Origin of the sequence: Pseudomonas sp. NFACC39-1 (assembly GCF_900110355.1) — a bacterium.
Classification (GTDB): domain Bacteria; phylum Pseudomonadota; class Gammaproteobacteria; order Pseudomonadales; family Pseudomonadaceae; genus Aquipseudomonas; species Aquipseudomonas tehranensis.
In genome coordinates, this window is the sequence record NZ_FODL01000001.1 from 793,643 (window position 1) to 810,733 (window position 17,091).

At 61.9% G+C, this 17,091-nt stretch carries 17 protein-coding genes; 4 read left to right on the forward strand and 13 right to left on the reverse strand.

The window, feature by feature from the left end:
- The first annotated feature begins 14 nt into the window (after window positions 1-14).
- The 4 genes from lptE (at window position 15) to BMY45_RS03530 (ending at window position 3,434) form a co-directional block, all read left to right on the forward strand.
- A complete protein-coding gene (gene lptE, locus BMY45_RS03515; protein WP_092394572.1) occupies window positions 15-620 on the forward strand; it encodes an LPS-assembly lipoprotein LptE in 606 nt (201 codons plus the stop codon).
- A gap of 39 nt (window positions 621-659) precedes the next feature.
- Complete coding sequence (gene holA / locus BMY45_RS03520; protein WP_092394575.1) at window positions 660-1,697, forward strand: DNA polymerase III subunit delta; 1,038 nt, start codon at window positions 660-662, stop codon at window positions 1,695-1,697.
- Between the two features lie 176 nt (window positions 1,698-1,873).
- Window positions 1,874-2,038: an alternative ribosome rescue factor ArfA gene (gene arfA / locus BMY45_RS03525; protein ID WP_047229500.1), complete on the forward strand. Its 165-nt coding sequence runs from the start codon at window positions 1,874-1,876 to the stop codon at window positions 2,036-2,038.
- Window positions 2,039-2,111: 73 nt separating this feature from the next.
- Entirely contained in the window at window positions 2,112-3,434 is a 1,323-nt protein-coding gene (locus tag BMY45_RS03530; protein WP_092394578.1) for a lytic murein transglycosylase, read from the forward strand.
- A gap of 131 nt (window positions 3,435-3,565) precedes the next feature.
- Here the strand turns inward: BMY45_RS03530 and BMY45_RS03535 are convergent, their stop codons facing one another.
- The 13 genes from BMY45_RS03535 to BMY45_RS03595 all read right to left on the reverse strand — a co-directional run bounded on the left by BMY45_RS03535 (window position 3,566) and on the right by BMY45_RS03595 (window position 16,991).
- A complete protein-coding gene (locus BMY45_RS03535) occupies window positions 3,566-4,498 on the reverse strand; it encodes a S66 peptidase family protein (RefSeq protein WP_092394581.1) in 933 nt (310 codons plus the stop codon).
- Between the two features lie 1,038 nt (window positions 4,499-5,536).
- Window positions 5,537-6,559, reverse strand: a complete 1,023-nt coding sequence (lipA, locus tag BMY45_RS03540; protein ID WP_047229497.1) for a lipoyl synthase — start codon at window positions 6,557-6,559, stop codon at window positions 5,537-5,539.
- A gap of 1 nt (window position 6,560) precedes the next feature.
- The gene (lipB, locus tag BMY45_RS03545) at window positions 6,561-7,208 is read right to left on the reverse strand and encodes a lipoyl(octanoyl) transferase LipB (RefSeq protein WP_092394584.1); all 648 of its coding nucleotides are present in this window, start codon (window positions 7,206-7,208) and stop codon (window positions 6,561-6,563) included.
- Window positions 7,208-7,483, reverse strand: coding sequence for a DUF493 domain-containing protein (locus BMY45_RS03550; protein ID WP_047229495.1), 276 nt, complete (start codon window positions 7,481-7,483; stop codon window positions 7,208-7,210). The genes lipB and BMY45_RS03550 overlap by 1 nt, the downstream gene beginning before the upstream one ends.
- A gap of 81 nt (window positions 7,484-7,564) precedes the next feature.
- Entirely contained in the window at window positions 7,565-8,722 is a 1,158-nt protein-coding gene (locus BMY45_RS03555) for a D-alanyl-D-alanine carboxypeptidase family protein (RefSeq protein ID WP_092394587.1), read from the reverse strand.
- A gap of 171 nt (window positions 8,723-8,893) precedes the next feature.
- Window positions 8,894-9,919 carry a septal ring lytic transglycosylase RlpA family protein gene (locus BMY45_RS03560; protein ID WP_092394590.1) on the reverse strand — a complete coding sequence of 342 codons (1,026 nt, stop codon included), beginning with the start codon at window positions 9,917-9,919 and terminating at the stop codon, window positions 8,894-8,896.
- Window positions 9,919-10,929, reverse strand: coding sequence for a lytic murein transglycosylase B (mltB, locus tag BMY45_RS03565; RefSeq protein ID WP_092394593.1), 1,011 nt, complete (start codon window positions 10,927-10,929; stop codon window positions 9,919-9,921). Before mltB ends, BMY45_RS03560 begins: the two co-directional genes overlap by 1 nt.
- A 17-nt stretch (window positions 10,930-10,946) precedes the next feature.
- Window positions 10,947-12,050, reverse strand: coding sequence for a rod shape-determining protein RodA (gene rodA, locus BMY45_RS03570; protein WP_177193302.1), 1,104 nt, complete (start codon window positions 12,048-12,050; stop codon window positions 10,947-10,949).
- A 31-nt stretch (window positions 12,051-12,081) separates the two neighbouring features.
- Entirely contained in the window at window positions 12,082-13,977 is a 1,896-nt protein-coding gene (gene mrdA, locus BMY45_RS03575; RefSeq protein WP_092394598.1) for a penicillin-binding protein 2, read from the reverse strand.
- A 10-nt stretch (window positions 13,978-13,987) separates the two neighbouring features.
- Complete coding sequence (gene rlmH, locus BMY45_RS03580; RefSeq protein WP_003185785.1) at window positions 13,988-14,455, reverse strand: 23S rRNA (pseudouridine(1915)-N(3))-methyltransferase RlmH; 468 nt, start codon at window positions 14,453-14,455, stop codon at window positions 13,988-13,990.
- Between the two features lie 9 nt (window positions 14,456-14,464).
- Window positions 14,465-14,959, reverse strand: coding sequence for a ribosome silencing factor (rsfS, locus tag BMY45_RS03585; protein WP_092394601.1), 495 nt, complete (start codon window positions 14,957-14,959; stop codon window positions 14,465-14,467).
- 72 nt (window positions 14,960-15,031) lie between these two features.
- Window positions 15,032-15,718 carry a nicotinate-nucleotide adenylyltransferase gene (gene nadD, locus BMY45_RS03590; protein ID WP_092394604.1) on the reverse strand — a complete coding sequence of 229 codons (687 nt, stop codon included), beginning with the start codon at window positions 15,716-15,718 and terminating at the stop codon, window positions 15,032-15,034.
- A gap of 1 nt (window position 15,719) precedes the next feature.
- On the reverse strand, window positions 15,720-16,991 hold the full coding sequence (locus tag BMY45_RS03595) for a glutamate-5-semialdehyde dehydrogenase (RefSeq protein ID WP_092394607.1): 1,272 nt from the start codon (window positions 16,989-16,991) through the stop codon (window positions 15,720-15,722).
- Between the last annotated feature and the right edge of the window lie 100 nt (window positions 16,992-17,091).

Sequence of the window (17,091 nt, forward strand, 5' to 3'; positions counted from 1 at the left end):
AGGGGAGCAACAAGATGATCAAACGTAATCTGCTGGTAATGGGCCTGGCGGTCCTGTTGAGCGCCTGCGGCTTCCAGCTGCGCGGCACCGGCACCACCGAACTGGCCATCACGGAGCTGGACCTCAGCGCCCGGGACGCTTATGGCGAGACCGTGAAGATGCTGCGTGACACGCTGGAGAACAGCGGCGTGAAGATCTACAACGGCGCGCCGTACAAACTGGTGCTGACCAGCGAACAGCAAAGCCAGCGCAGCCTGAGTTACGCCGGTGCCGGTCGCTCGGCCGAATACGAACTCAACAACGTCCTGAGCTATGAGATCCGCGGCCAGAACAACCTGGTGTTGCTGGACGACAAACTGCAAGTGCAGAAGGTCTACCTGCACGATGGCAACAACATCACCGGTTCCGACCAGGAGTCGAGCGAAGCACGTGACGAAATGCGTCGCGACCTCGTGCAACGCATGATGCTGCGCCTGCAACAACTGAGCCCGGCCCAACTGGACCAGTTGCAGCAGACCGCCGACGCCCGCGCCAAGGCAGAAGCCGAGGCACTGGAAGCGGCGCGCAAGGCTGAGGCGGAAACCCCGCAACAGTCGCCGATGCAAATCCCGTCTGAATAAGCCTTGCGAGGCGCTCCGGCGCCCCGCTCGCCTTCTCTTATGAAGCTCGCTCCCGCCCAACTCGGCAAACACCTGCAAGGCGCCCTCGCGCCGGTCTACATCATCAGTGGCGATGATCCGCTGCTGTGCCAGGAAGCCGCCGACGCCATTCGCTCTGCCGCCCGCCAGCAAGGCTTCGACGAACGCCAGGTGTTCGCCGCCGACGCCAGTTTCGACTGGGGCACGCTGTTGCAGGCTGGTGCGAGCATGTCGCTGTTCGCGCAAAAGCGTCTGCTGGAGCTGCGCTTGCCGTCTGGCAAACCCGGTGACAAGGGCGCCGCCGCGCTGATCGAATATTGCTCACGGCCGGCCGAAGACACGGTGTTGCTCATCAGCCTGCCAAAACTCGACGGCAGCGCGCAGAAAACCAAATGGGGCAAGGCCCTGGTCGAAGGTCAGCAGACCCAGTTCGTACAGATCTGGCCGGTGGACGTCAGCCAGTTGCCCAGCTGGATCCGCCAGCGCCTGTCCCAGGCCGGCCTCTCAGCCAGCCAGGACGCGGTGGAGTTGATCGCCGCCCGGGTCGAAGGCAACCTGCTGGCCGCCGCTCAGGAAATCGAAAAGCTCAAGCTGATGGCCGAGGGCGGGCAGATCACCGTGGAAACGGTACAGGCCGCCGTGGCCGACAGTGCGCGTTTCGATGTGTTCGGGCTGACCGATGCGATCCTCAACGGTGAAGCCGCCCACGCCCTGCGCATGCTCGAAGGCCTGCGGGGCGAAGGCGTCGAGCCTCCGGTGATCCTCTGGGCCCTGGCCCGGGAGTTGCGCCTGCTGGCTAACCTGTCGCTGCAATACAGCCAGGGCGTGCCGCTGGACAAGGCTTTCAGCCAGGCCCGACCGCCTGTGTGGGACAAGCGCAAGCCGCTGATGAGCAAAGCCCTGCAACGCTATTCGGCACCGCGCTGGGCGCAACTGCTGCTCGAAGCCCAGCGCATCGATGCGCAGATCAAAGGTCAAGCGGCGGGGTCGCCGTGGATGAGCCTGAGCCGTTTGTCGCTGTTGATGGCCGGTCAGCGGCTGACTCTGCCAGCAGAATAAAAGCTCGCAGCCTTCGGCAGCTCCTACAGAGGTATGCACTTCATTGTAGGAGCTGCCGAAGGCTGCGAGCTTTTTCGCCCTTGATCCTACAAATATCACCTCCATTTACCCTATAGACAGCCCCCCAACTCTGCCCCATGATTTGCCCCGTAAAACCCACCCACGAGAGAACCATCATGAGCAAAAAGCCATCCAAGCATGGCCCCAACAAGGCCAAATCCATCATCGCCCAGCCCCTGTTCCGCAGCCGCCAGGAACGACCCGCCAAGGGCAAAGGCAGCTACCGCCGCGAAGCCTTCCAGTCTGACAACTGGGAGGCTTCTTGCTTTGTGGCGGCTTGAAACATCCGGACCAGCCCTATTCTCCTTTGCGCATGATAAGGTCAGCATCTGATTTGTTTATCTGGACCCGTGCATGCCCTTTTGTCTTTCCCGTCGTTGGCCCCTGCGCCAATTGATTGCAGCCACAAGCGTCGTTCTGCTTGTCGCCTGCGCAGAAAAACCTACCGCCGCCGACGCCCAACCGCTCAAGACCGTCCCAGCCGTGCCTGCTCCGGCCATCGTACCGCCGGTGGTTCCGACCGGTGACAATCTGGTCATCGCACCCACGCAAACTTTCGCCGAATGGCAAGCCGGTTTTCGCAAGCAAGCCTTGGCCGCCGGGATCCGTGCCGACCTGTTTGATCGCGCCTTCATCGGCGTCAGCCCGGACATGAGCGTCATCAAGGCCGACCGCAGCCAGCCCGAATTCAGCCGTCCGGTGTGGGAATACCTCGATGGTGCCCTGTCGCCACTGCGAGTACGCCGGGGCCAGACGCTGGTCCAACAGCATGCCGACATTCTGCAAAGCATCGAGCAGCGCTATGGCGTGGATCGGCAGTTCCTGGTGTCGGTATGGGGTATGGAAAGCAACTTCGGTCAGTTCCAGGGCACCAAGTCGGTGATCAACTCCCTGGCGACCCTGGCCTACGAAGGGCGACGCCCGGGGTTTGCCCATGCGCAACTGATCGCCGCGCTGCAGATCCTGCAGCAGGGTGACATCGCACCGGAAAAAATGCTGGGTTCCTGGGCCGGCGCCATGGGCCAGACCCAGTTTATTCCCACCACGTACAACACCCATGCGGTGGACTTCGATGGTGACGGCCGCCGCGATATCTGGGGCAGCGCTACCGATGCCCTGGCCTCGACCGCGCACTACCTGCAAAGCTCTGGCTGGCAGCGCGGGCAGCCGTGGGGCTTCGAGGTACAGCTCAAAGAAGGGTTCGACTACCCGCTGGCCGATGGCGCGATCCGCAAACCCGTCTCCGAATGGCTGCAACTGGGCGTCAGCCTGCCCAACGGCAGCCAGGTCCCAGCCGGTGCCGAACACTTGTCGGCGGCCCTGCTGCTGCCGGCCGGCTACCGCGGGCCGGCTTTCCTGGTGCTCGACAACTTCCGCGCCATCCTCAAGTACAACAATTCCTCGTCGTACGCCTTGGCGGTCAGCCTGCTGTCAGAGCGCTTCGCGGGCGCGGGGCTGATCAACGGGCAATGGCCAAAGGACGATCTGCCCTTGAGCCGTAGCGAGCGCTTCGAACTGCAGACCTTGCTGGGCAAACACAACTTCGACGCAGGCACGCCCGACGGCATCATCGGCGCCAACACCCGCAAGGCCATACGCAGCGCCCAGCAGTCGTTCGGCTGGCCAGCGGATGGGTATCCGACGCACAAGCTGCTGGAAGGGTTGCGTAACCGCTAGATTGCCTTATGGCGACTACCGCTTTCGCGAGCAAGCCCGCTCCCACAGAGTGACCGCGTTCCTTCAGAAGAATACGGTCGCACTGTGGGAGCGGGCTTGCTCGCGAAGACTGACTACCCAACAACACACAACTAGCGGCTGACCACCACATCCTGCTCCAGCACCAACCTCTTCTCCCCCGCATCCAGCGTCACCAGCGCGCCCATGGGCAACGTCAGGTTCGGATCGCAATGCCCACTGCGCCAGCCGGACAGTACCGGGATGCCAAACGGCTCGAAGGTCTGCTTGAACAGTTTGTTCAACGCCTCAACGTCCACCCCAGCGATATCCCCCACCAATACACCCCGCAGCTTTGCCAGGGTGCCGGCCAGCCGTAACTGGGTCAGCAGGCGGTCAATGCGATAAAGCGGCTCGTTGATGTCTTCAACCAGCAGGATCACGCCTTCGGCCTCGATTTCGTAGGGCGTGGCCATGGTCGCGGCAATCATCGACAGATTCCCCCCCAGCAAACGCCCGCAGGCGATGCCGGGTGCAACGGTGGTCAACGGATACGCCGCGGGATGGCTCAGTACACTGCCGGCCTTCAACTGCCCACGCAGCAGGCTGAAAAAAGACGTGACGGTTGATGGATCCTTGTCGCCCAGAAGATCGGCGTTGAGCAGCGGGCCGTGGAAGGTGACGAAGCCTGCGTAACGGCTGATGGCCAGGTGTAGGGCGGTGATGTCGCTGTAGCCGACGAAGGGCTTGGGGTTGCGTCTCAGGAGTTCGAAGTCGATACGGTCCAGCAGGCGCGGTGTGCCGTAGCCACCGCGCAGGCAGATGATCGTTTTTACTTCTGGGTCGGCGAAGGCGGCGTGCAGGTCGTTGAGGCGTGTCTCGTCGCTGCCGGCCAGGTAGCCGTTCTTTTCGTAGACTCCGGGGAAGATCCGCAGGTCATGGCCTCGGGTGCGCATCCATTGGATGGCTTTTTCCGTGTCCAGGGGGGCGGGACCGGCGGGGGCGATCACGGCGATCAAGCCCTGGGATGGGAGTGCTGGGACGGGGTGATGTGGGGTTAGGTCCATGGTTTCCCGCTTTGTCGGCTTGTTATGCGTGTATATCCGTTTTTTGTGTAACGGCTACTTATGGTTCCGCTCTTACAGCGGGTTACTTTTGAAAAGCGCAAAAGTAACCAAAACGCTCTTGCCCCACCACTCGGTGCCTCGCCTAGGCTCGGCATGCCCTCACTCCGGCATTACTCCGTGGGCCCGCCGCGAAGGGCCATCCATGGCCCAGCGCGGCTATCCCGGCATCCATGCCGGGATACCCACTGCGCAATGCCTGCGTTCGGCCAGCGTGGTTTAACGGGGCGCCAAGATCAAGATCAAAAGCAAAGCAAAGCAAAGCAAAGCAAAGCAAAGCAAAAGCGCGACAAGTCCAGCATCTATGTAACTGAACCACCGCCTTCGCGAGCAAGCCCGCTCCCACAAGGCTTTGCGGTGTTCACAATATCTGGGCAGGTGCAAAAACCTGTGGGAGCGGGCTTGCTCGCGAAGGCGACAGCACAGCCAACATCATCACAAACTGATACACCGCTTTCGTGGGCAAGCTCGCTCCCACAGGGTGTTTCGGGTGTTCACAGCATCTGCACACGACACAAAAAACTTGTGGGAGCGGGCTTGCTCGCGAAGGCGTCGGCACAGCCAACATCATCACAAACTGACCCTCCGCTTTCGCGAGCAAGCCCGCTCCCACAGGGGAAACTCGATACCCCCAAACCAGGCCGGCTGTCAGGCCGCCTCGCTCTTGATTTTGATCTTGGGCGCCCCGTTAACCACGCTGGCTGAACGCAGGCATTGGTTCGTGGGCAACCCGGCATGGATGCCGGGTTAGCCGCGCTGGGCCATGGATGGCCCTTCGCGGCGGCCCACGAACCAATGCCGGAGTGAAGGCATGCCGAGCCTAGGCGAGGCACCGAGTGGTGGGGCAGAGCGCTTTTGGTTACTTTTGGCTGGCCCGGCATCCGGCTCTTCCAAAAGTGACCCGCTGTAAGAGCGGAACCATAAGTAGCCGTTACCGCAGCAACGGATATTCACACCGATCCACCACCAAAAACCGCTAAATCAGGACCCGAGCAACTCAGCCTTGACCAACTTAGCCTGCTCATCCGCATGATACGAAGACCGCACCAACGGCCCCGAAGCCACGTTCTTGAACCCCATCTTGTACCCTTCCTCAGCAAACCACGCAAAGGTATCCGGGTGCACAAAACGCTGCACCGGCAAGTGACTACGCGAAGGCTGCAAGTACTGCCCCAGGGTCAGCATGTCAATGTCATGCTCACGCATACGCTTCATGACCTCGATAACTTCCTCATCGGTCTCACCCAAGCCCAGCATCAAGCCAGACTTGGTCGGAATGTGCGGCATCATCTGCTTGAAGCGCTGCAGCAGGGTCAGCGACCACTGATAGTCCGAACCCGGACGCGCAGCCTTGTACAGGCGCGGTACGGTTTCCAGGTTGTGGTTGAAGACATCCGGCGGCTCGGCGGCGGTGATTTGCAGTGCGATGTCCATGCGACCGCGATAATCCGGCACCAAAGTCTCGAGCTGCACATTCGGCGACAGCTTGCGGATTTCGCGGATGCAGTCGGCAAAGTGCTGGGCACCGCCGTCGCGCAGGTCGTCGCGGTCCACCGAGGTGATCACTACATACTTGAGCTTGAGGTCGGCAATGGCGATGGCCAGGCTTTCGGGTTCGTTCACGTCCAATGGCTTCGGCCGACCATGACCGACGTCACAGAACGGGCAGCGACGGGTGCAGATGTCGCCCATGATCATGAACGTGGCGGTGCCGCCGGAGAAGCATTCACCCAGGTTCGGGCAGGATGCTTCTTCACAGACGCTGTGCAGTTTGTGTTTGCGCAGCAGCGCCTTGATGCGGTCGACTTCCGGCGAAACCGGGATGCGCACGCGGATCCAGTCGGGTTTCTTCGGCAGTTCGGTGGTCGGGATGATCTTGACCGGGATGCGTGCAACTTTCTCGGCGCCGCGCAGCTTTACGCCGGCCTCGACCTTGGCACGCGGGGCCGGACGCTCAGTAACATCCAGCGTCGGGATCATGGTTTGCACAGCATCAGTAGTCATATCAGTCGATTCCGCCCGTGAGGGTCGTCTGCTCAGCGTAGTCGAGGTGTTTGACGAGCTGCGCGCGCAGCCGGGCACTTACCTCGGCAAATTCAATCGATCCTGTGTGATCGCACAGCTGGGTCATCGCCAGCCCCGCGTAGCCACAGGGATTAATCCGTCGAAACGGCTCCATGTCCATGTCCACGTTCAACGCCAGGCCATGAAACGAACAACCGTGGCGGATCCGCAAACCCAGGGAGGCGATTTTTGCCCCGTCGACGTAGACACCCGGAGCATCCGGCTTGGCCGCCGCTGTCACGCCGTAGCTGGCCAGCAGTTCGATCAGGCACGTCTCCATGCGGGTGACCAGTTCGCGTACGCCGAACCCCAGCTTGCGTACGTCCAGCAACAAATAGGCCACCAACTGTCCGGGGCCATGGTAAGTCACCTGGCCACCGCGGTCGGTCTTCACCACCGGGATATCCCCCGGCAGCAACAGGTGTTCGGCCTTGCCGGCCTGGCCCTGGGTGAACACCGACGGGTGTTGCACCAGCCAGACTTCGTCACCGGCGCTGGTGCCGCGGTCGTTGGTGAAGCGTTGCATGGCATGCCAGACCGGCTCGTAAGCCATCTGGCCCAGCTCGCGAAAGCCCAGCGTGCCCGGCATCACAACACCATGTGCACGAACCCGGTCGCTCGCAACTCGCTGTTGATGTCGTACAGCTGCTCCTGACCGGTGGCAATGATGTGCAACTGAATCGTTGTGTACTTGCCGTTGGTACTCTGGCGTTCGGCCAGGGTCTTGTGATCAACGGTGGCGTGTTTTTCAAGAATCGCGATGATCTTGTCCTTGAAACCCACACCGGTGTCGCCAATTACCTTGATCGGATAATCCTCGCAAGGAAACTCGATCTTTGGCGCCTTTACTTCTGAGTCTGTCATGGCGTAACGGCCTCGTAAGCCGTGATAACGCACATGGCCCCGTACCGGAAAGGAACGGGGCCATGCAGGTCAACACTTCAATCAGTTGAACAAGCCGTAGAAGAATAGACGGATGCTATCCCACATGCGGCGGAAGATACCACCTTCCTCGACCGCGTCCAGCGCGATCAGGTCGGCGCTGTGCACCACTTTGTCGTCCAGTTTGACTTCCACCTTGCCGATCACGTCGCCCTTGGCGATTGGCGCAACCATTTGCGGATTCATGGTCATGGTGGCGACCAGTTTCTTGAGCTGACCTTTAGGCAAGGTCATGGTCAGGTCCTGGGCCAGACCGGCCTTCACCTGGTTGGTGGTGCCTTTCCACACCTGGGCCTGAGCCAGCTCGGTGCCCTTCTGGTAGAAGGTCTGGGTTTCGAAGAAGCGGAAACCGTAGGTCAAGAGCTTCTGGGTTTCGGCGGCGCGGGCCACTTCGCTGTTGGTGCCGAAAACGACGGCGATCAGGCGCATGCCGTCACGAACGGCCGAAGACACCATGCAATAGCCAGCCTCTTCGGTGTGACCGGTCTTCAGGCCATCGACGGTCTTGTCGCGCCACAGCAGCAGGTTGCGGTTGGGCTGCTTGATGTTGTTCCAGAAGAATTCCTTCTGGGAGTAGATGGCGTAGTGCGCCGGGTCTTCGTGAATGATCGCCCGCGCCAGGATCGCCATGTCATGAGCCGAGGAGTAATGCTCCGGGTTCGGCAAGCCGGTCGGGTTCATGAAGTGGCTGTTGGTCAGGCCCAGGTCGGCGGAAGTTTTGTTCATCATGTCGGCGAACGCATCTTCGCTGCCGGCGATGTGCTCGGCCAAGGCGACACTGGCGTCGTTGCCGGACTGGATGATGATGCCGTGCAGCAGGTCGCTGACGGTCACTTGCGAACCGACCTTGATGAACATCCGCGAACCGCCGGTGCGCCAGGCGTTTTCGCTGACGGTCACCGGATCGTTTTCACCGATCTGGCCACGACGGATTTCCAGGGTGGCGATGTAGGCGGTCATCAGTTTGGTCAGGCTGGCCGGTGGCAGGCGCTGGTCACCATTGTTCTCCACCAGCACCTCGCCGCTGCTGGCGTCCATGAGCACAAAGGATTTGGCGGCCAGTTGAGGGGGAGCCGGCATCATCTCGACCGCGAACGCAGCAGGTGAGAGCAGCAGTGGGACTAGCAGGCAAAGGCGTTTGGCAAAGGTGGTGATGTTCATCCGTCTCTCGAAATCGCTAATGGAAACTGCCCGAAGGGCAATACTAAACAGGCAACCTTCTAACGGGTCGCCGCGTATTTAAGTTGCTCACTCACATCCCTTGCCGGGCTTTTGTTATTCATAGAGCCAACAACCTGGCCCGCTCCAACCACTAGCGGGCCTTCAATCAAATCATTCCGCGCTGACCAGGCTCGGCGAACCGAGATTGGCCAGGCGTACACTGTTCTGCACCTGCTGGACTTCATCCGGCGAACCGATCGGGCCCAGGCGTACCCGATGCAGTGTCTGCTGGTTGCGCACGATGGAGCTGATGAACACCGGCGCGCTGACCATCGAACTGAGCTTGGCTCTCAACAGTTCGGCAGCGTCCGGGTTGGCGAACGCGCCGACTTGCAGATACTGGCCAGACGCTGTTGCAGAAGCGTTTTTTTTTGCGTCGAGCGGCACGGGCACCACGGGCGCAGCATGTTGCTGCGGCGGCGGGGACCATTGCTCGACCGTACCGGTGGAAGCCGTCACGGTCGGCGCGGCATTTTGCGCCACTTTTGGCTCGTTGAGCATCAAAGGCGCCGGACGGCCTCGCTGGGCCCACCATTCCTGCGGGTCGATGCCTTCGACCTTGACCCGTGCGGTGCCGGATTCAGCGTAACCGAGTTTTTTCGCCGCCGCGTACGACAGGTCGATGATGCGGTCGGAATAGAACGGCCCACGGTCATTGACTCGCAGGATCACGGCCTTGTTGTTGTCCAGGTTGGTCACCCGCACATAACTGGGCAGCGGCAAGGTCTTGTGGGCCGCGCTCATGCCATACAGGTCGTAAACCTCGCCATTGGCGGTGTTCTGGCCGTGGAACTTGGTGCCATACCAGGACGCCGTGCCCGAAGCGACGTAACGCTTGGATTCGGCCATCGGGAAATATGTCTTGCCCAGCACCGTGTAGGGGTTGGCCTTGTACGGGCCGGTGTGCAAGGTTGGCGTGGCATCGGGAATGCGTGAAACATCCACATCCCACCACGGCGCGCCGTCCTTATGGGCCCGGTTGATGTCCAGGCCCGGTGTGGCGCGCACGGCAGTGGAGGTTTTCTGCGCCGGCGGGCGACTGGTGGAGCAACTGACAACCAGCAACGACAGCGCCGCCAGCGCTACCAGTTTCAGGGGTCCGGCTTTCAGGGGTTGATAGGTAGGCAATGCCCGCATTATTTGACGCCCCGTGCTTTGACCAGCTCTTCAGACAGCTGATGCACGGCCATGGCGTACATCACACTGCGGTTATAACGCGTAATCGCGTAGAAATTCTTCAGGCCCATCCAGTACTCAGGGCCTTGTTCGCCTTCCAGGCGAATCGCGGTGACTGGCATGTCGTCACGCAGCGCATCATGACTCGACCACCCCAGCGCCCGCAACTCCCCGACGGTTTTCGTCGGCTCGATGCCTGTGGTCAGGCCCTCGTCTACCTGGTCGCCACGCACGTCCGCACGGCTGACCACCGGCTCGCCAGGCTCCCAGCCGTGGCGCTTGAAATAGCTGGCAACACTGCCGATGGCGTCGGTCGGGTTGGTCCAGATATTGATGTGGCCATCGCCGTCGAAGTCCACCGCATAAGCCCGGAAGCTGCTGGGCATGAACTGCGGCAAGCCCATGGCGCCGGCGTAGGAACCCTTGAGGGTCAACGGGTCGACCTGTTCCTCGCGGGCCAGCAGCAGGAACTCGCGCAACTCCTTGCGGAAGAATTCGGCGCGCGGCGGATAATCGAAGCCCAGGGTCGACAGCGCATCGACCACCCGGAAATTCCCGGTATTACGACCAAAAAACGTCTCGACACCAATGATAGACACGATGACCTGGGCCGGCACGCCATACTCCTGCTCGGCGCGAGCCAGCACAGCCTCGTGCTGGCGCCAGAAGTCCACGCCCCGGGCGATACGCGCCTCGGAGATGAACATCGGCCGATACTCGCTCCACTGCTTGACCCGCTCGGCGGGTCGGGAGATCGCGTCGAGAATCGACTGCTTGCGCTGCGCCTCGCGGAACACCCCCATCAGCTGTTCACCGGCAAAACCGTAGTCGCGGGTCATTTCACCGACGAATTCGGCCACTTGCGGCGAACCTTCATAGTCGCCGGCCAGGGCGTGCGACGCACCGCCCAGGAGGCCGACCAGGCCGACCCACGGCGCATATCGCGTCGACCAGCCACGCATTGCTTGCATTGAACGCTTCACCTTATTCAAACCTGCGCGATCCACTTGCGATGGGTATGGATCGACATCAAAACCCCAAACGCTGACAGTAGCGTCACCAGCGAAGTTCCTCCGTAGCTAATGAATGGCAACGGCACCCCCACGACCGGCAACAGGCCACTGACCATACCGATATTGACGAAAACATAAACAAAAAACGTCATGGTCAGACTGCCCGCGAGCAATTTGCCAAACAATGTCTGGGCCTGGGCCGTAATCACCAGGCCACGGCCGATCAACAACAGGTAGATCAGCAGCAGCACGCAGATGCCCACCAGACCGAACTCTTCGCCCAACACGGCGATGATGAAGTCGGTGTGGCTTTCCGGCAGAAAATCCAGGTGCGACTGGGTGCCCAGCAACCACCCTTTGCCGAACACGCCGCCGGAGCCGATGGCGGCCTTGGACTGGATGATATTCCAGCCGGTGCCCAGCGGATCGCTCTCCGGATCGAGGAACGTCAAGACCCGCTGCTTCTGGTAGTCGTGCATCACGAAGTACCACATGGCCACGGACACCGGCACCGCGGCAGCGATCACACTGAGAATCCAGCGCCAGCGCAATCCGCCCATGAACAGCACGAAGGCGCCGCCGGCCAGGATCAGCAATGAGGTGCCGAGATCCGGCTGGCGCACGATCAGGATGAACGGAATCCCAATCAGCAGCAGGCTGATGCCCACATGTTTGAGCTGTGGCGGCAAGGTGCGCTTGGACAAATACCAGGCGATGGTCGCCGGCATGATGATTTTCAGGAACTCAGAAGGCTGGAAGCGGATCACCCCGGGGATGTTGATCCAGCGTGTCGCACCCATGGCGTTATGGCCCATGATGTCCACGATCACCAACAAGACCACGCCGCCCACATAGGCCAGTGGCACCCAGCGCGCCATGAACCGAGGCTCCAGTTGGGCGATGAAAATCATCGATACCAGGCCGATGCCGAATGAAGTGGCCTGCTTGGCCAGCAGGTCCCAGTTCTTGCCGCTGGCCGAATACAGCACGAACAGGCTGCCGGCGGCCAGTGTCAGCAACAGGATCAACAAGGGGCCATCGATGTGCATGCGCTGCAACAGGGTGGCGCGACGGCGCATCACATCTTCGCTGGAGAGGATCCGGTCGAAATTATTCTTCACGGGCCGTAGCCTCCGCGGTGGTGGGGCTTGCGAATTCGGGCTTGAGCTGGCCGTGTTCATCCAGCAGCCAGGCGTCCATGATCTGGCGCACCACCGGCGCGGCGACGCCGGAACCGGACTCGCCGTTCTCGACCATCACCGACACGACGATTTTCGGGTTTTCGGCCGGCGCGAAACCGACGAACAAAGCGTGGTCCCGGTGACGCTCCTGAACCTTGGAGCGGTCGTACTTCTCGCCCTGCTTGATCGCGACCACCTGGGCCGTACCACTCTTGCCGGCAATCCGGTATTGCGCACCGAGGGCAGCCTTGCGCGCGGTGCCCCGGGCGCCGTGCATCACCTGCTGCATGCCGATATTGACCTTCTGCCAGTCCGACGGATTACGCAGGATGATGTCCGGCACCGGGTTGGGGTCCACGGGCTTCTGGCCTTCGATGGTCTTGGCCAGGTGCGGGCGATACCACTTGCCTTTGCTCGCCACCAAGGCTGTGGCCTGGGCCAGTTGCAGCGGCGTCGCCTGCATGTAGCCCTGGCCGATTCCCAGGATCAGCGTCTCACCCGGGAACCACGGCTGGCGGCGGGTCGCCCGCTTCCACTCGCGGGACGGCATCAGGCCCGGCGATTCTTCGAACATATCCAGGGAGACTTTCTGACCGAGCCCGAACTTGCCCATGTAGGACGCCAGCCGATCGATCCCCAGCTTGTGGGCCAGGTCATAGAAGTAGGTGTCGTTGGACCGCATGATCGCCGTTTCCAGATCCACGTAGCCGTCGCCGGAGCGGTTCCAGTTGCGGTACTTGTGGTCGTAGTTCGGCAATTGGTAATAGCCGGGGTCGTAGACCCGGCTGGAAGCGGTGATCACGCCCGCGTCCAGCCCGGCAATCGCCACGGCCGGCTTGATGGTCGAACCCGGTGGATAGAGACCACGTAGCACGCGATTGAACAGTGGCCGATCGATGGAGTCGCGCAACTCGGCATAGGCCTTGAAACTGATGCCGGTGACGAACAGGTTCGGGTCGAAACTCGGCTGGCTGACCATTGCCAGGACCTCGCCGGTGTTCGGATCCAGCGCCACGACAGCGCCGCGACGGCCACCCAACGCCGCTTCGGCGGCTTCCTGCAATTTGATGTCCAGGCTCAGGACGATGTCCTTGCCGGGAATCGGGTCGGTGCGCTTGAGCACACGCAACACGCGGCCACGGGCATTGGTCTCGACTTCCTCGTAGCCCACCTGACCGTGCAGCTCGGCCTCGTAGAAGCGTTCGATGCCCGTTTTGCCGATGTGGTGGGTGCCGCTGTAATTGACCGGATCGAGGCTCTTGAGCTCTTTTTCGTTGATCCGCCCCATGTAGCCAACCGAGTGGGCGAAGTGCGCCCCCTGGGGATAATGACGCACCAATTGCGCCACCACCTCAACGCCCGGCAGGCGGAACTGGTTCACGGCGATCAGGGCTATCTGCTCTTCGGTCAGCTCGAACAGGATCGGCACCGGCTCGAACGGGCGCCGCCCCTGACGCATGCGCTTCTCGAAAATCGCCCGGTCCTCGGGTGTCAGTTGCAGCACTTCGACGATCACGTCGAGCACCTTCTGCCAATCCCCGGACCGCTCACGGGTCATGCTCAGGCTGAAGCTGGGCCGGTTATCGGCCACCACCACGCCGTTGCGGTCGAAAATCAACCCGCGAGTCGGCGGAATCGGCTGCACATGCACACGATTGTTTTCCGACAGGGTCGAGTGGTACTCGTACTGAATCACCTGGAGGAAATACAGGCGCGCGATCAGCACACCGATCAGCGCCACGACCGCAATTGCACCAAACACGACGCGACCCCGCACCAGGCGGGCGTCTTTTTCGTGGTCCTTGATGCGGATCGGCTGAGGCATGAGGGCAGGATTACTTGTGGTAAGGGTGCCCGGACAGGACTGTCCAGGCACGATACAACTGTTCGCCGATCAGAATCCGCACCAGCGGGTGCGGCAACGTCAAAGGCGACAACGACCAGCGTTGATCGGCCCGGGCACAGACTTCTGGCGCCAACCCTTCCGGGCCACCGACCATGAAGTTGACCGTGCGCGAGTCCAGCCGCCAGCGATCGAGTTCGACCGCCAGCTGCTCGGTACTCCAAGGCTTGCCGTGCACTTCGAGCGTGACGATCCGCTCGTTCGGCCCGACCTTGGCCAGCATGGCTTCGCCTTCCTGACGGATAAAGCGCGCCACATCGGCGTTCTTGCCGCGGGTGTTGAGCGGAATTTCCACCAGTTCCAGGGCCAGCTCGGAAGGAAGACGCTTGGCATATTCATGCCAGCCTTCTTCCACCCACTTGGGCATGCGAGAACCGACGGCGATCAGGCGCAGTCGCACAGCGATCCCTTATTGCTGGTCTTTGTTGAGCTTGGTGAAATGCTCATGGGTGTTTTCCGGGCTGTGGTGCGCGGCACTGGCCGAACGGCTCTGCTCGGCACCGGCCCACAGGCGCTCCAGGTCATAGAACTGGCGCGCCGAGGCGGTCATCATGTGCACGATGACGTCATCCATATCCAGCAACACCCAATCGCTGTCGCCCTTGCCTTCTTCACCCAGTGGCTTGACGCCCTGGGCCTTGACCGCTTCGCGAACCTTGTCCAGCATCGCGCCGATCTGGCGGTTGGAGGTACCGGTGGCGATGATCATGTAGTCCGTGATGCTCTGCTTTTCGCGAACGTCGATCACCTGGATGTCCTGGGCCTTGACGTCTTCCAGGGCCGCCACGGCAACCTTGACCAGCTCTTCGCCGGCCAGTACCACGCCACTATGAGCTTCTACGGGAAGCGGGGCGCTCTTGAACGTGCCCTTGCGCTTTACTTTGTTTACGTCTTTGTCAGTCATATAAAACTCGTTTTGCTCGTATGTTCGGGCGCTTCGCTACACGCATTCACGTGCCTTGAAGCGCGCCCTTTTTCAGTTCGACGCACGGTACAGCCCGTGCGCATCGATGTAGGCCAGGACCGCGTCGGGCACCAGGAAACGTACCGACTTACCGCTGGCCAGCAGTTGACGGATCTGGGTGGCGGATACCGCGAGCGGCGTCTGCCAGACGAATGCAATCTGTCCGCTCGGCCCTTTCAGGGCCAGCGGGTCGCTCACCGAGCGGGCCGCCAGCAGGTTGCGCAAGGCATCCGGCGGCTCGCTGTCGGCATCCGGGCGTTGCAACACCAGGATGTGGCAATGCTGGAGCAACTCTTCCCAGCGATGCCAAGTGGGCAGGCCGCAAAATGCGTCCCAGCCCAAAAGCAGAAAAACCTGGGCATCGGCGGCCAGTTCGGCGCGCATCAGCTCCAGGGTATCAATGGTGTAGGACGGTTTGTCCCGCAGCAATTCGCGGGCGTCCACCACCAACGGCGCCACACCGGCCACCGCGCACTCGACCATCGCCAGACGGTCCTGGGCCGAAACCTGCGGCGTATCCCGATGAGGCGGCCTGGCGCTGGGCGTCAGGCGTAGCTCATCGAGGGCCAGGGCATCGGCGACTTCCAACGCACCGCGCAAATGGCCGATGTGCACCGGGTCGAACGTGCCGCCCAGGATGCCGATGCGCCGGGGCGGGTTGCTCGTCGTCACAAGGGCCGGCGGGTCGAGATCGCCCAAGTCAGACCGGCTCCTGTCCGCGCAACTGGCCGTCACCGACCACGATGTACTTCTCGCAGGTCAAGCCTTCGAGACCCACCGGGCCACGGGCGTGCAGCTTATCAGTAGAAATGCCGATCTCGGCACCCAAACCGTATTCGAAGCCGTCGGCGAAACAGGTCGGGGTGTTGATCATCACCGACGCCGAGTCCACTTCGGCGACGAAACGCCGGGTTTCGCCCTGGTGTTCGCTGACGATGGAGTCGGTGTGGTGGGAGCCATGGCGATTGATGTGCTCGATGGCTTCATCCAGCCCGTCGACCACGCGGATCGCCAGAATCGGCGCCAGGTACTCGGTGTCCCAGTCTTCTTCGCTGGCCTCTGCCGCCTCGATGATTGCCCGGGTGCGCTGGCAACCACGCAGCTCGACGCCTTTTTCGCGGAACTGGGCGGCCATCGCTGGCAGGAAGTCCTGGGCGACGGCCTGGTCCACCAACAGGGTTTCCATCGCGCCGCAGATGCCATAACGGTAAGTCTTGGCGTTGAAGGCGATGCGCTGGGCTTTCGGCAGTTCGGCGTGGGCGCTGACGTAGACGTGGCAGATGCCGTCCAGGTGCTTGATCACCGGCACGCGGGCATCGCGGCTGACCCGTTCGATCAGACCCTTGCCACCACGGGGCACGATGACGTCGACGAACTCGGGCATGCTGATCAGTGCGCCGACCGCGGCGCGGTCGGTGGTTTCCACCACTTGCACCACGGCCGCCGGCAGATCGGCTTCGGCCAGGCCGCGCTGGATGCAGGCGGCAATCGCGCGGTTGGAATGAATGGCCTCGGAACCACCACGCAGGATGGTCGCGTTGCCGGACTTCAGGCACAGGCTGGCAGCATCGATGGTCACGTTCGGCCGCGACTCGTAGATGATCCCGACCACGCCCAGGGGCACGCGCATCTTGCCGACCTGGATACCCGACGGCCGATAGCTCATGTCCCGGATCGCCCCGACCGGGTCCGGCAGCGCCGCGACCTGGCGCAGACCGACGATCATGCCGTCGATGCGTGCCGGGGTCAGCGCCAGGCGTTCGAGCATGGCCGGCTCAAGGCCGTTGGCCCGGCCAGCGGCCAGGTCCAGCTCATTGGCGGCGGACAACTCGGCGCGCGCAGCGTCCAGCGCATTGGCGGCGGCCTGCAGGGCGCGGTTTTTCTGCGCGGTGCTGGCACGGCCGATGATGCGCGACGCTTGGCGAGCGGCGCGACCCAGGCGGGTCATGTAGTCAAGAACGGACTCAGTCATGGTCTGTGTGGTCTTGGCAAAGGGGAAAGCGGCAGATTATAGCTGTCGTATCCCTCGACTAACAGCGTGGACTCACAGTGGTGACCGGCGGAAGAGCAAA

What these genes read in the sequence shown, in the direction of transcription:
- lptE (WP_092394572.1), top strand. Translation starts at nt 15, where the DNA reads ATGATCAAACGTAATCTGCTGGTAATGGGCCTGGCGGTCCTGTTGAGC.
- lipB (WP_092394584.1), bottom strand. Translation starts at nt 7,208, where the DNA reads ATGCCGGGCACGCTGGGCTTTCGCGAGCTGGGCCAGATGGCTTACGAG.
- holA (WP_092394575.1), top strand. Translation starts at nt 660, where the DNA reads ATGAAGCTCGCTCCCGCCCAACTCGGCAAACACCTGCAAGGCGCCCTC.
- rodA (WP_177193302.1), bottom strand. Translation starts at nt 12,050, where the DNA reads ATGCGCCGTCGCGCCACCCTGTTGCAGCGCATGCACATCGATGGCCCC.
- arfA (WP_047229500.1), top strand. Translation starts at nt 1,874, where the DNA reads ATGAGCAAAAAGCCATCCAAGCATGGCCCCAACAAGGCCAAATCCATC.
- mltB (WP_092394593.1), bottom strand. Translation starts at nt 10,929, where the DNA reads ATGCAAGCAATGCGTGGCTGGTCGACGCGATATGCGCCGTGGGTCGGC.
- mrdA (WP_092394598.1), bottom strand. Translation starts at nt 13,977, where the DNA reads ATGCCTCAGCCGATCCGCATCAAGGACCACGAAAAAGACGCCCGCCTG.
- BMY45_RS03535 (WP_092394581.1), bottom strand. Translation starts at nt 4,498, where the DNA reads ATGGACCTAACCCCACATCACCCCGTCCCAGCACTCCCATCCCAGGGC.
- BMY45_RS03560 (WP_092394590.1), bottom strand. Translation starts at nt 9,919, where the DNA reads ATGCGGGCATTGCCTACCTATCAACCCCTGAAAGCCGGACCCCTGAAA.
- lipA (WP_047229497.1), bottom strand. Translation starts at nt 6,559, where the DNA reads ATGACTACTGATGCTGTGCAAACCATGATCCCGACGCTGGATGTTACT.
- BMY45_RS03530 (WP_092394578.1), top strand. Translation starts at nt 2,112, where the DNA reads ATGCCCTTTTGTCTTTCCCGTCGTTGGCCCCTGCGCCAATTGATTGCA.
- BMY45_RS03595 (WP_092394607.1), bottom strand. Translation starts at nt 16,991, where the DNA reads ATGACTGAGTCCGTTCTTGACTACATGACCCGCCTGGGTCGCGCCGCT.
- BMY45_RS03555 (WP_092394587.1), bottom strand. Translation starts at nt 8,722, where the DNA reads ATGAACATCACCACCTTTGCCAAACGCCTTTGCCTGCTAGTCCCACTG.
- rsfS (WP_092394601.1), bottom strand. Translation starts at nt 14,959, where the DNA reads ATGACTGACAAAGACGTAAACAAAGTAAAGCGCAAGGGCACGTTCAAG.
- BMY45_RS03550 (WP_047229495.1), bottom strand. Translation starts at nt 7,483, where the DNA reads ATGACAGACTCAGAAGTAAAGGCGCCAAAGATCGAGTTTCCTTGCGAG.